Origin of the sequence: Photobacterium minamisatsumaniensis (assembly GCF_050336695.1) — a bacterium.
In the GTDB taxonomy this organism is placed as follows: Bacteria; Pseudomonadota; Gammaproteobacteria; order Enterobacterales; family Vibrionaceae; genus Photobacterium; species Photobacterium minamisatsumaniensis.
The window spans coordinates 19955-33395 of record NZ_JAKJSI010000050.1 but is presented as its reverse complement, the minus strand read 5'-3'; the positions used below and the strand labels follow the sequence as shown (position 1 = coordinate 33395).

Annotated in this window: 11 protein-coding genes; 1 reads left to right on the top strand and 10 read right to left on the bottom strand. The window is 40.9% G+C overall.

Annotated elements, in window-relative coordinates:
* Positions 1-26 precede the first annotated feature (26 nt).
* From L4D78_RS23625 to L4D78_RS23605, 5 genes are all read right to left on the bottom strand, one after another.
* A complete protein-coding gene (locus tag L4D78_RS23625) occupies positions 27-755 on the bottom strand; it encodes an amino acid ABC transporter ATP-binding protein (protein ID WP_428469198.1) in 729 nt (242 codons plus the stop codon).
* Positions 742-1392 carry an amino acid ABC transporter permease gene (locus L4D78_RS23620; protein WP_428469197.1) on the bottom strand — a complete coding sequence of 217 codons (651 nt, stop codon included), beginning with the start codon at positions 1390-1392 and terminating at the stop codon, positions 742-744. Before L4D78_RS23620 ends, L4D78_RS23625 begins: the two co-directional genes overlap by 14 nt.
* 13 nt (positions 1393-1405) lie before the next feature.
* On the bottom strand, positions 1406-2074 hold the full coding sequence (locus L4D78_RS23615; protein ID WP_428469196.1) for an amino acid ABC transporter permease: 669 nt from the start codon (positions 2072-2074) through the stop codon (positions 1406-1408).
* Positions 2075-2087: 13 nt separating this feature from the next.
* Positions 2088-2879, bottom strand: a complete 792-nt coding sequence (locus tag L4D78_RS23610; RefSeq protein ID WP_428469195.1) for a transporter substrate-binding domain-containing protein — start codon at positions 2877-2879, stop codon at positions 2088-2090.
* A gap of 408 nt (positions 2880-3287) precedes the next feature.
* Positions 3288-5099 carry an ABC transporter ATP-binding protein/permease gene (locus L4D78_RS23605; protein WP_428469194.1) on the bottom strand — a complete coding sequence of 604 codons (1812 nt, stop codon included), beginning with the start codon at positions 5097-5099 and terminating at the stop codon, positions 3288-3290.
* Between the two features lie 230 nt (positions 5100-5329).
* Between L4D78_RS23605 and L4D78_RS23600 the strand changes: the two genes are divergently transcribed.
* Entirely contained in the window at positions 5330-6535 is a 1206-nt protein-coding gene (locus L4D78_RS23600; RefSeq protein WP_489686024.1) for a multidrug effflux MFS transporter, read from the top strand.
* Between the two features lie 103 nt (positions 6536-6638).
* Here L4D78_RS23600 and L4D78_RS23595 read toward each other — a convergent pair whose 3' ends face one another.
* From L4D78_RS23595 to parM, 5 genes are all read right to left on the bottom strand, one after another.
* Positions 6639-7115 carry a peptide-methionine (S)-S-oxide reductase gene (locus L4D78_RS23595; protein ID WP_428469219.1) on the bottom strand — a complete coding sequence of 159 codons (477 nt, stop codon included), beginning with the start codon at positions 7113-7115 and terminating at the stop codon, positions 6639-6641.
* A gap of 257 nt (positions 7116-7372) precedes the next feature.
* Positions 7373-7759, bottom strand: a complete 387-nt coding sequence (locus L4D78_RS23590; protein ID WP_428469193.1) for a hypothetical protein — start codon at positions 7757-7759, stop codon at positions 7373-7375.
* Between the two features lie 2580 nt (positions 7760-10339).
* A complete protein-coding gene (locus tag L4D78_RS23585) occupies positions 10340-11254 on the bottom strand; it encodes a GNAT family N-acetyltransferase (protein ID WP_428469192.1) in 915 nt (304 codons plus the stop codon).
* 165 nt (positions 11255-11419) lie between these two features.
* Positions 11420-12145 carry a hypothetical protein gene (locus L4D78_RS23580; protein WP_428469191.1) on the bottom strand — a complete coding sequence of 242 codons (726 nt, stop codon included), beginning with the start codon at positions 12143-12145 and terminating at the stop codon, positions 11420-11422.
* Complete coding sequence (parM, locus tag L4D78_RS23575; protein WP_428469190.1) at positions 12138-13169, bottom strand: plasmid segregation protein ParM domain-containing protein; 1032 nt, start codon at positions 13167-13169, stop codon at positions 12138-12140. The genes L4D78_RS23580 and parM overlap by 8 nt, the downstream gene beginning before the upstream one ends.
* Positions 13170-13441: the final 272 nt, after the last annotated feature.

Here is a 13441-nt window from a genome sequence, read left to right as displayed (position 1 = left end):
AACGCTCCTATTCCCTGTAATATCAGCTATCGTACTGCAGATAGAAAGCTTTGCAACTCAGGTGTTTGAGGGTTAGCAAACACCTCTATACTGTCACCTGATTCCCACACCTTGCCTTCATTCATGAACACAACTTTATCGCCCACATCGCGAGCAAAATTCATCTCATGGGTAACAAGAACAAGCGTCATTCCCTCAGCCTTGAGTTGCTCTAACACCTTAAGAACCTCACCAACAAGCTCTGGGTCAAGCGCAGAGGTAATTTCATCACACAGTAGCACCTTGGGAGACATAGCTAAAGAACGAGCTATCGCAACGCGTTGTTGTTGACCACCAGAAAGGTTGGCTGGATAGGCATCAAATTTGTCGCCCAACCCCACCTTATTAAGAAGCTCTTTGGCGATTTCTTGGCATTCTTCAGCGCTCTTTTTTAACACCAGTTTTGGTGCAAGCATAACATTCTCACCCACAGTTTTATGGGGGAATAGATTAAAGCTTTGGAACACCATTCCGACGCTACGACTAAGTAATCTAAGCTTGTAATCGTCGTCTTCGACCGACTGACTATCAACGATGATCACGCCTTCCTCATAAGTCTCAAGCCCATTCATGCAACGCAGCAAGGTACTTTTACCTGAACCACTGCGACCAATAATGGAGATCACCTCACCCGCTTTGATCTTTAGGTCAACACCCTTTAAGACATGGTTATCGCCATAAAACTTATGGACTTTTTCTACACTAACGAGTGACATGGTTTTTACTCTCCAGGTATCGAGCCAATAAAGACAAAGGAAAACAAATAACGAAATAAAGCAGCGCCACGAAGGCAAAGACTTTGAACGGTTGGAAGGTTGCGTTGTTTAGCATGGTGCCGGCCTTGGTTAGTTCAACAAAACCTATAATTGACGCCAAAGCCGTACCCTTAACAATCTGGACAGAAAACCCAACTGTAGGGGCAATGGCCATACGCATAGCTTGAGGCGCGATGACATGTCGCATGCTTTGAAGGTAAGTAAGTCCTAATGTACGACATGCCTCCCACTGTCCCTTTGGCAGAGCTTCAATACATCCACGCCAGATATCATGGAAAAAGGCACTACTAAATAGCGTAAGAGACAGGATCGCTGCCGACCACGCACTCACCTCGACACCAACCAATGACAAACCAAAGAAGGTTAAGAACAGCTGCATCAATAAAGGCGTTCCTTGAAACACCTCTATATACACCTGAATAACTCGAGTAATAATAACGCTGCGAGTACTACGCAGAAACGTCAACATTGCCCCTAACAAACCACCACCAATAAACGCGATAATGGAGAGCAGCACCGTCCAGCGAGCGGCCATAAGTAAATTTCTGAAAATATCCCAATCGGAGAATTGCATCATATTCTTGGCGCTCCTATAACGATGGGTTCTTAAAAGTGACCTGTTTCACCATGAAAAACACCTGTCGCATTAACATGGATAACAGTAAATAGATAAGTGCAGTAATCAGGTACGCCTCAAAACTTAAAAAGCTTCTAGATTGCGCAAAGTTAGCCGCGAACGTAAGCTCTTCTACAGAGATCTGCGACACCACGGCAGAGCCAAGCATTACGATGATGCATTGACTCGTTATCGCCGGATACACCCTCTGGTATGCAGGAGGTAAAATGATGTGCATAAAAGTTTGGCGATTAGTTAAACCCAGCACTCTGCCAGCCTCCCACTGCCCTTTTGGTGCAGCCTCTATACCGGCACGGATTATCTCTGCACTGTAAGCCCCTAGGTTCACAACCATTGCGATAGAACCTGCTTGCCATGCAGTTAGCTTTAAGCCGATTGCAGGTAAACCAAAGAAGATGAAAAACAGCTGTACAATGAAAGGCGTGTTACGGATCAGTTCTACATAACTAGCGCATATCAACCGCAGCCAGCGTTGTTTATTGATACGTCCTGCTGCACAAACCGTTCCTAGCAACAATCCACCAACTGTAGAGATCACTGTAAGTTGAATTGTTGCCCAAGTGCCAGAAAGAAGCTGTGGAATATAGGGAGCAAGACCAAGTAAATCGAGGTGATAACTCATGAAGACTTCCTACTTAAGCGCCAAGAGAAGCAGGGAATGGTGCCTTCAGCCATTTTTGAGAAATACCTTCAAGCGCCCCCTCGTCTTTAGCTTTTAGGATCAAAGTATTGATTTCATTCAATAGCGCTGTGTCACCCTTCTTGATACCGATAAAACAAGGAGAGTCTTTCAGCATAAACTTAACTTGAGGCGCCTTGTTTGGGTTGCGGTTGGCGATTTCGGTAACCACAAGATTACCGGTAGCAATCAACCCAACCTGACCCGAAAGGTATGCTGATAATGTCGCGTTATTATCTTCATAGCGTTTCAATTTTGTGCTTTTTGGTGCTAACTTGCTTAATTCGATGTCTTCAACTGAACCTCGAGTCACGCCAACGGTCTTGCCTGCAAGTTCTTCAGGTGTAGACACCTTCTCTGCGTCACTACCAAACACCCCTAAGAAAAACGGCGCATAAGCATTAGTGAAATCAATCGCTCTCTCACGCTCTGCGTTTTTACCAAGGCTAGAGATAACCAGATCTACCTTGCGAGTTTGAAGGTAAGGGATGCGGTTAGCGCTTGTTACTGGCACCAGCTCTAACTTCACATTCATTTGCTTAGCAAGATACTCTGCCATATCGATGTCGTAGCCTTGAGGATTCAGATTAATATCAACAGAGCCGAAAGGAGGAAAGTCCTGTGGAACCGCTACTTTCAATACGCCACTCTCTTGAATGGATTCTAACTGGCTTGCGTTTGCAATCTGTATAGTCAGCAACAGTGATGCTGCCAATACGGATTTAATTACTGTCTTAAATACGTTCATGTGGAATTTCCCTATAAATGAAATTGAAACAATTGAAACAACTAAATCAATTACAGCAACGAACGTGCCAAAAACGACATTCAATAGTAAGCCACTGTTATTTATAGATTTAAAATAAATTATGGTTATTCATAAAATCCACAATGAATAGAGTGAAGAGTTTTATTGGTGCAGAATGCTCGAAAAAGAAGCGATCACAACTGAGGTCAGGATAGTAATTAAGCATTTTTATCCCGGTCAATAAAGCTGAACCCTAAAGAGTGCAAAACGACACGCCGAACACCCAAAGAGTTTGGGCAGAACGGAGTGCAATTTCGTGAAAGCTACGTCGTTATCTATAGTGTTCTGGGGGTCACCCGCTGTAATCACGTATAGACTCTTATCGAACCTAGCGGACGTAAAGCAGCATTAATTACTCATGTGCTTAAATTGCAGCTCTACCAAGCGTTGGTATAAGTCACAGGTTTTTAATAATGACTGATGATTACCGATATCCACCAAGCAGCCTTGATCCAATACTGCAATTTGATCGGCATGTTGAATAGTTGAAAGGCGGTGAGCAATAATCAAAGTGGTTCTACCCCGCATCAACTCTTCCAAGGCTTGTTGAACATGATGTTCACTTTCACTGTCTAGTGCGCTGGTAGCCTCATCAAGTAACAATATTTTCGGGTCTTTTAAAATCGCTCTTGCGATAGCAATCCGCTGACGCTGACCACCAGAAAGTCTCACCCCTCGCTCCCCTAGGAAACTGTTATACCCTTCTGGCAGATTCATTATAAAATCATGGGCATGTGCCTTTTTAGCTGCCTCAATAACCTGTTCATCTGTTGCTTTTGGGTTGCCATAACGAATATTGTGGAAGACATCATGACTAAATAGCGCAGGTTGCTGTGGTACCAACGCCATTTGTTTACGCAATTCATGTGGGTCAAACTGACGAATATTAACGCCACCTAATGTGACCTTTCCTGCTTGAGGATCATAGAAGCGTTGTAATAATTCAAACAACGTTGTTTTTCCTGCACCCGACGGGCCAACAAGCGCAAGTACTTTTCCTTCTTCAGCCGTCAATATTAGGTTCTCTGCCGCGGCTTGATCGGGTCTTGAAGGATAGTGGAAAGTGACATTCTCAAATGCAACTTCAGAAGAATGCGTGTGAAGTGGAGAAAAACTTTGACTGGGCGCCACAATATGGCTTTCAACTTGAAGTACTTCTATCAACCTTTCTGTCGCACCTGCGGCTCGCTGCAATTCACCTAATACTTCTGAAATCGTCGCCAATGAGGACGCTACCATAATTGCATAGAAGACAAACGCACCTAAATCACCCGCTGACATAATGCCGTTAATGACATCACTGCCACCGACCCAAAGCATGCCAGCAATCGCACTGAATACAATCACAATCACGCCAGATATCAATATGGCACGCTGTTTAACGCGTTGGCGACCAATTTCGTATGCCTTTTCTACTTCATTTGAAAACGACTTTCTTTCTTGCGCTTCGTGACTGTAACTTTGAACAGTCTTGATATGCTCGATGGCTTCGCCCGCATAACTCCCGACATCGGCCATAGAATCTTGGCTCTGACGAGACAACGCTCTTACACGGCGTCCGTACACCAGTATTGGTACAAGGATGAATGGGACCGATGCTAATACAATTAATGTAAGTTTTATATTGGTCGCAAATAGCATGATGATTGCGCCGACACACATTAATGCGCTACGCATCGCCATCGAAAATGAAGAACCGATGATGCTCTGCAGTAACGTCGTGTCAGTCGTAATGCGTGACATAATGTCACCACTACCATTCGTTTCAAAGTAGCTAGGGTGTAGCGTAATCACGTGGTTGAACACTGCGAGCCTTATATCAGCACTTACACGTTCACCCACAGAAGAGACTAAATAGAACCGAAAGAATGTTCCTATTGAAATGCACACCGTTACCGCAAGAATAAATTGAATCGCACTGCCGAGCTCTTGTATCGATTGTTGGGCGAACCCTTCGTCAATCAAAATACGAACGCCATGTCCTACAGATAACGTCAACGAAGCCGTAAAAATTAGCGCGACAAGAGCAGCCAATACTTTCCCTTTATAGGGGCGAATAAATTTCACTAACTCAAATAAAATGGCTAAATTTTTGCCTTTTGCATGTGTTTGAGCGCTTTTTATTGGCACTGTTTCGTTTGACGTGGATTGAGTTTGCATAGATACGCCTTTCTTTTGGCCTACAGCCTTAAAATTAAAGCCGCAAAAACAGCTGATGCGATATACTTATCGCGGCATTTCAACTTATCAAAGTGCATGTTCTGCCGTCTACACATCTTTTGACCGTTTACATATATCAGCAAAGAATTACAAAAGTTAAATTCCACATTGACTTAAAGTTAGGTTTAAGTTGTAAAGTGTCTCGACGTAGTAAAAATGAGAGTATCCATTTGAAAAAGCCACAATCAGTGCTGGGTAAAACCGGTATGTTATTCTTCCTCGTCATCATTAGTGCTTTTCCACCACTGACTATTGACCTGTATTTGCCTGCGTTGCCACAAATGGTTAACGTGTTTAACACCGACCAGTCAATGGTGAACTTAACGCTAAGCAGCTATTTCGTCACTTACGCAGTAGGTCTACTCTTTTGGGGGCCATTAAGTGAAAAGTTTGGCCGTAAACCTATCTTATTAGTTGGCATAGGCGGCTACATGCTAGCCAGTATCTTTTGCGCACTGGCGGGGAATATTGAACAACTCATTGGCGCTCGCATACTCCAAGCATTTGCAGGAAGTGCCATCACAGTCGTCGCCACCGCCATCGTCAAAGACCTTTATGATGGTCGAGAGCGTCAAAAAATCATGGCTACCATCATGTCATTGGTCATCATTGCCCCAATGATCGCCCCTGTTCTTGGCGCATTTTTACTTCAAGTCGCATCATGGAGAATGATGTTCGTAACACTAGCCATTTTTGGTGCTTTCGCTTCATTATTAGCGTTCTGCTATCAAGAAACGCTCGAAACAAAATACGAGGGATCAATATTACGTTCTTGGGGAAGGCTTGGTGTGGTCTTAAAAAACCCAAGATTTGTTGCATTACTGACGATTTTTTCCATAACGCCAATGGCGCTGATGGCATTTCTTGCAGCAGGTTCATACATCTATATCAATGGGTTTGGACTCACCGAGCAGCAATTCAGCTACGCCTTTGCGTTTAATGCGTTATGCGCCTCATTTGGCCCAACGATTTATATGAAGCTATCTCGCCACATTCCTGTTCAAAAAATAATCACACTTTGTTTCTTTTTCCTTGCAGCAGCAGGCGTATTAACTATCTCGATTGGCCACATGTCGCCTTTGATTTTTGCCTTTATTGCAGCACCCGCAACCTTAATGGTCATTACGATGCGAGTACCGGGTACTAACTTAATGCTCGATCAACAAGACCACGACACAGGCTCTGCTGTGGCATTAATTCAATTTTGCGGCATGATTTGTGGTTCGCTAGGAATGGTATTAGTGTCTATTCGCCCTGAATCTTTAATCGAGAATCTCGGTATCATTCAACTTATCGTTGGCATCACTGGCGGGAGTTTGTGGCTACTGGCTAGAAATCGCCCCTTTGTCACCGACAAGCTGGTAAAAGAGGTATAAGTGAGACCTTGAGACCTTGAGACCTTGAGACCTTGAGACCTTGAGACCTTGAGACAATATTAAACCGACACCTTGCGTGTCGGTTTTTTTATTTCCGCAGTATCTATTCATCTTTATATTTGTGCAGGATATTCTTTGGTATATGGCAGTAATCGTTAGGGTGTAAGGTGAGCCTATCTTGATGTTCAGCATCACTTTTTACATAGTTGGTTAACGGCAACACCTCAATTGCAATCTTGTCAGCATCATCTCGCGCTTGAAGGTAGCAAGTCACTAAAGCCAGATGCTTGGGATTCTTGCTGTAAATACCCGTTCGATACTTTTCACCAACATCTTCCCCTTGCTTGTTAATACTATAAGGGTCAATGATTTCAAAGAAATAATCCATCAGCTGTTCAACAGAAACTACCGATGAATCAAACTGGGTGCAAACGCACTCGGCATAACCATCATACTCTCCTAAAGTATTGTCAGTAGAACCGTTCGCACGCCCAGCTTCTGTTGAGACAACACCAGGCAGCGTCTTCATAAATTCTTGAACACCCCATAGACATCCCCCCGCAAAGTACAACTCTTCCATCATTTCTATCCCTTCAAACATTTTTGTTGGCAGCTACATATAGTAAACAAACTATTAGGCAACCCACACTAGTTTAATTATGTCGCACATTGTTGAACAGAAACAACTAAGGTCTTTCACTTAAATACAGTCACCACATTTGCAAGCTTCTCTTTTATACCCTCACCATAGGGCGAGGGTTTAAGGGTTTCACAACGAAATTTGAAAGAAGAAACAAACTCAGGTGACTGTTTATAATAAAAAGCTATGCTTGAACCTTAAAAGTAGATTCGAAAGCCAGCTCTTGCTTCCAACTCAATATCGAGTTCATCCAAGTAGATAGCTGGGGTTAAATCAACATAAAAGCCCATTGGTTTAACGCGGAACTCTGCACCAATACCCGGCGTTACCGCGACATAGTGTTTATTTCTATCCACATACTGGCCACCAAGGAATAGATATAAAGGTGTTCCTTGTACCGCATACGTTTTATTCACACCGATACCAAACTGGTCATCAAGACTGACATTGACTCTAAAACCGTTATGTTTCATATCAATTCCCCAGAAAGGGTCACCAACAGACAAGCCAATGCCAGTTTCCGCTTTGACGGCCATCGAAGCAAACATCCCAAAAGCCAACATCAGAGTAATTATCTTTTTCATTCTATTTCCACTGCAATACAAAGTCGAAATAGTAAAACGACTAAATATGTAAAATGTTAAAAAGTCAGAGATTTAACCGACATTTTACAGTGCAGGTTAGATTTTATACGCTGCTGGACAATGACTAACCAAATGTGGATCATCATGAGGCTTTGCGATCATATTAATACTTGTATGAGATTCTCCCTTAGGGATATTTATTACAACAAAATACCTTGTGTTCACAGATATAGAGCTAGCACACTACATTACTTTTGGATACTAATTAGTCAATGCTTTACTAACTAAGTAAATTAGCGCATGCATGGAAAGATAACGCTATCATGAATTACTATCTAGCCATTTTAATAAATAAGGTTAATACCGTATAAAAATAGTACCTACATAGATAGGTGGCTATTTTTCAAGAAATTTAAACATTGTTAATTTATGAGCTTATCGTTAACTAGTTTAATCCATTTGTTATAAACACTTTAACTAACAACCAATTACAATTACTACTCTTTGTGTTTACAATCTTATTTTCCTCGCGACAGTCTTTCTTTCACTATAAAGCCATGAAATAGTGCAAACGAAAAATTAACAACAACCCAAGCTAACATGCTCCGAAAAAAATTTGATGAGGCACATCAAAACAATACATGATTGCAATCACAATTAAACCAGCAGCAGGAATCCCCAAGAAAATCTTTTTTTCATAATTTATAAAAAAATTGTAACTCATAGTTCATTCCAACATATTGTTAAGTAAAAATTAAGGGACAATTCATCAGCTACCACTTAACGATAGATTACAGATTCACCTACACATTAGTTACAAGCTTTGTGTTTATTTTAGATCATGATTGAGCTAGATTAAGTCTTCACAATAAAATGATTGCGACCTAGTAAAATGACCTTTCTCATAAAACTCAATTCACCGCTTATCATGGCTATCTTTAGCCTTAAGCCAAAGTGTTGAAATAACAGTCAACGGTACAAGAGCAGCGCATGAATATACAAAAAAATACGCATACGCCTTTAACCGTAAAACATCAAGAGCCGCAAAGGCGTAAAATATTCCGAGCGTTGTTGAAAAGTAAACTAACGTAAACAGGTTTAAAATCAATATTTTTAACATGATATGTTTTTTTAAAAGCATATAAAAAAGGCCTACTTATTGAAGCTAAATTTCAAATAAAGCCAAGCAAGTTATAGCGCTAGTACAACTCATCATACAGCTCCTTATAACGACCATACTGCTGGTATGCTTCCCACATATATCCAGCTGACTTTTTGGTAAAATACCCAGTTACAGACAAATATTTTACAAACGCATTCTTTTGAGCAGCGCTAGATGAATACTGGTATGCAAGTTTCAGCGAATGACCGAACATCTCTTTTAAACCTCATCTAACTATTACTTATTAAAAACATGGTATTTTCATCCCTCGTTCTGTAACCCCATCAGTTATAAACTTTATTCACAACTCTTTATCATCAACTTCAAACGTCGCATCACTAAAGTAATTAACAATTTCACTTTTTAATAACTTAATTCTATTATGCTGGAATTTTGGGTAATAATCTAAATCCACATAAATCTGATTAAGATCATTAGGGATTTCACCATTTTTACACCAATGTTTTGTGAGCAATTAATTCATCTCCATCTCATCTGAAGAGAAGCTAGATCTCACTTCCAACGGCGGCGCCTTAGCAACACAAAGTACCGGAAATAACATAACAAAGACTAATAGCACCTTATATAACACAAACACATATCCAATAAACAATTACTTTTATAAGAGAAGTAACTTTCATTCCTTCATTGTTAGCTTTCATTATCATTGTTTGATTCTGTGGCAACTAAGTTATAAAAACAACTAAGTAATTCTATTAGATATCACAATTTAGAGCTTAAACTTGTCGAAATAATAGGTTAGAGATATATAAAAGATTTTTATGCTACTTCGTTCTCTACCCCCCATATAAATACTGTTCTTTCAACCTTACAGGGGGCTTACTAAACACAGAGAGAGTGTTACTCTGTTGATGAAACTTTACAACTGAGCATAGTCTAAGAGTAAATTAAAATCTATTTAAAGACCGAACAATACTTTCCCCGAGCTTGAAAAAACGCCTTACTTATCTGCGTTTTCCATCATTTCAAAACATATACTTACTGGAAATAAAATCACAAATATTATAGGAAAAACAAAGAAGCTGAACAGCCCTAACAGTATTTTACTCATCTTATTATTGATTCTTTTTGAAACAACTTTAAATACTCTCATCATTAATATCAACGCACTAATAGCTATACTAATGAATATATGATAGAGGCTATCATATATTCATTTAGTACATCTCCATTCTCCCCCCAAGCTATTTGATATGCATAAACGCCAATTAACACATATAGAAACAAGCTAACTTGAATCTTTACTTCTTTAGTAATCATACTCTACTCCACCACCAAGCATATAAAAGTGATTAGCATATTCGACCCTTCTTCCATCATCATACATTTCTAATACGTTCTGCTGAGCTGATTAACTAAACGAGAGCTGCTTCTATCAACTCGTTACATCATGCACACTAGATAAGAACTGCCGTTTGAATTTCTTTTGATTTCATCGCATGCTGATACCCTATTTTTGTTATACGCATTGGCGTTACTGGCATGCCATAGAAATCTTTTTTCGCCCCCAGTACTTCTGCACCGATCTCTTTTACAATACTGACTGTGGTATCGCGAGCATCGATTAAAATTTCATCTTCTTCTGCGAGCATGTTACCTAAAGAGTGATGAGCAAGGGCCTTACCAATTCCAAGCCCTCTAAATCGGTTGTCTATCACGAAACGTCCCCAATGCCATACCCCACTCTCTTCCCAACAGGCGACGGCCCCTAAAACATACTCGCCTGAACGTGCAATCCACCACTTTTGAGGAATATCAGCTGAAAGTGGCACTAAATGCTGTGGAATACTTTGCTCTCCTGAGAATGTATCATTTATCAGAGCGTCGATTTCAGCACTGTATATAGGCGTTAATTCTTCAATTTGAACTCGTGCTTTATTATTGGTCGCATTTTTACGGAAGGCACTCAGCCTAAGCGTTCTTAAACCATGAATAACGTCTTGTATTTCTTCTGAATCAAGTAAACCTAGCATTTGAGACACTTCAGTATTGGCTGCATTGTCGGCTTCTTTTAGCCTATCTAAACCCTCAGATCTTAACGCTAAGATCTTCTGGCGCTTATCACTTGGGCTTGGTAGCACCTCCACATATTCTTTCTCTACAAGCGTATTCAATGTTCTGCTAAGCGAGGCTTTTTCGATACTTAGCTGAAGAGATAGCTCCGAAAAAGGTGTTTGACCATTTTTCCGTAAATAGGTTAAAAGGTGTACTTGCGTAAGTGACAGTCCTGAATTTAAGCAATTCTTATCAAGCAAGCCTAACTCTCGGACTAAGTAACGTAGCTCGCTCCTAATTTGTTTTACTGATGACATTAACCCAACCCAAGTTTGTTGATAGTATCAACAAGTTTGCACGTAAAGATGAAAATATCAACTCCACCGCACTATTAGTATAATTTTCAACCATAAAAAAAGGACCTGACAAAGTCAGATCCTTAGAGTGCTATCAATCTAGATTAGTGCAAACGCGTTAGTTAATTAAAAAATGCCTTTCTTTTTAATCTTCTGGACATGCGCTAGTCGTTCATTTAAGTCGATAACAGGTTCAGCCTCTTCTTGCACTGAATTTGCTTTAGTACCAACCGTATTTTTCGATAAATTTCTTATCAACGTCTGTTGAGAGGCCAACATCGTTTTTAACTCAGCCAGCTCTTTCGCCTGAGAATCAATCATATTGATTAACTGGCTATTTTGTTCTGCCGTCGTCGACATCGCATCAGAAACTGCACCAATAACATTTTCAGTTTCAATCAATAATGATGAAACAGGCGCCGAGCCAAGCTGCTCACGCGTTAAGGCTGACTCGTCTTTAACTTGCTGACAAATAGAATTTTTAAGCATCTCAAACAACTCAGCTTGAGCGGCATTACCTGCTGCTGAATCACTGCTTGCACTGTTATACCCCAAACCTTTAAGTGTGTTACCTAAGGTAAATTCGGTTACTTGTGCTTCTGTTAGCTGCGCACTCAATTGCTGTGACAGCTCAGGATTCAGCAAATGTAAAAATAACCCACTTAAGTACACTTGCTTATGTACATGTGTCGCATTGTGTAAAGCTACGCTGTTTTCATTACCTGTTGCTGCGTTTAGCCTCGTTAATTCTTCTGCCCACTGATGTAGCACTTTACTGGCGTAAAGATCTGCTGGGTTATTCAGTGGGTCTAGAAAAATCGAATAGCTAATACGCTTTAGACGATTAGACATTCACCGCCTCTTGTTCTGGCATGTTTACCGCTTCACCATCGGCATGGTACAAGCAAAGTTCGCGAGCCAACGCTTCTTGTGGAGTGTCGACTAGCACAACGCGATCACCTAGGGTTTCATAGGCTTTTTTCACCGCTGGATAAATTAAGCTTGCGCCACCACCAACGAGGTATACTCGGTTCGGGTTTTTCGCAAATTTCTTCGCTTCATACGCAACCTGCTTGCCAAGTTCATCGATTTTAGTTTCAATCTTCTCAAGAATAAGCGGTATCTGGCTTTCATCATTTACAACGTCTCGTACAAAGTCGAGATTTCCACGTTGTTTTATTAATTCGTTCGCCACTAGGTAGCTTGAATCACTGTCTGCTACAGCAAGTGATTTGCGGGCCACATCGGTCACCATAGAAACGCCAATTTCGTTATTGCCGTATATAGCGGATACATCATCGAATTCACCGACAATCACCCCCATATCGAGTGTAGTGCCACCGATGTCGACGACTAACGAACGGTTAAACTGACTAACAGCCTGCATGGTAAGCGTTGAAAGGACAGCTGGTAGGCTTTCTGGCATTACTTCAACATCAATAATGTCGAACAGTTCGCCTTTATTTAATTCGATTTGACGCATAAGATTATCACGCTTACGAGCAATTTTATCTTCGTTTTTCTGGCAATCTTCAGCGTTGTAATACTCAGTAATTGGCAGCGTGACCACCAGCTTGACCGGTCCTGGCTCAACCCCTGTTTGTAGCATTGCATGATGTACAGACAACAGATTCAAGTCATCGTACTGGTAATCAACGTGTGTCGTTTCCAGTGCCTTGTCGGATGTCATGTCGTAGGTATATTTGGTTGAGCCAATCGTGTAGTTAAAGATCTTCTTATCTTTTCTTAACGCAGCGCTCTTCCAGTTCTTACGAAACGAGTTCGGGGAAATAACGGTATGTAGTTCACCATTTTCAATCCAACTCACTTTAACGTTGGTTGAGCCGTCATCAACTGCAAATTTACGTGGCGTCATCGTGATCCTACTTCTATTCTCAATGCGATAAATACTTGTCTGCGCGGACGTTAATAAAAACCTAGCCATGATGGCAAACCCAGTACTTGTGAATTGAAGCGACACAGCAAAAAGAAAATATTCTGAATTTTTATTTAAGTCTGAGTTAATTTGGTCGATCTGGCTTAATTAATAGCAATTAAATGTCGCCAAATACGTTTATATTTAGCCGAGACAGTAGAGTGAAGGCGCTGCTTCCTTGCAGCTTTTTTATTTCCCTTTCTACACGTCAT

Bases quoted from the DNA above. Each gene is read 5' to 3' on its own strand.
- L4D78_RS23625 (WP_428469198.1), bottom strand. From the start codon at position 755: ATGTCACTCGTTAGTGTAGAAAAAGTCCATAAGTTTTATGGCGATAAC.
- L4D78_RS23620 (WP_428469197.1), bottom strand. From the start codon at position 1,392: ATGATGCAATTCTCCGATTGGGATATTTTCAGAAATTTACTTATGGCC.
- L4D78_RS23615 (WP_428469196.1), bottom strand. From the start codon at position 2,074: ATGAGTTATCACCTCGATTTACTTGGTCTTGCTCCCTATATTCCACAG.
- L4D78_RS23610 (WP_428469195.1), bottom strand. From the start codon at position 2,879: ATGAACGTATTTAAGACAGTAATTAAATCCGTATTGGCAGCATCACTG.
- L4D78_RS23605 (WP_428469194.1), bottom strand. From the start codon at position 5,099: ATGCAAACTCAATCCACGTCAAACGAAACAGTGCCAATAAAAAGCGCT.
- L4D78_RS23595 (WP_428469219.1), bottom strand. From the start codon at position 7,115: ATGGAAGAGTTGTACTTTGCGGGGGGATGTCTATGGGGTGTTCAAGAA.
- L4D78_RS23590 (WP_428469193.1), bottom strand. From the start codon at position 7,759: ATGAAAAAGATAATTACTCTGATGTTGGCTTTTGGGATGTTTGCTTCG.
- L4D78_RS23585 (WP_428469192.1), bottom strand. From the start codon at position 11,254: ATGTCATCAGTAAAACAAATTAGGAGCGAGCTACGTTACTTAGTCCGA.
- L4D78_RS23580 (WP_428469191.1), bottom strand. From the start codon at position 12,145: ATGTCTAATCGTCTAAAGCGTATTAGCTATTCGATTTTTCTAGACCCA.
- parM (WP_428469190.1), bottom strand. From the start codon at position 13,169: ATGACGCCACGTAAATTTGCAGTTGATGACGGCTCAACCAACGTTAAA.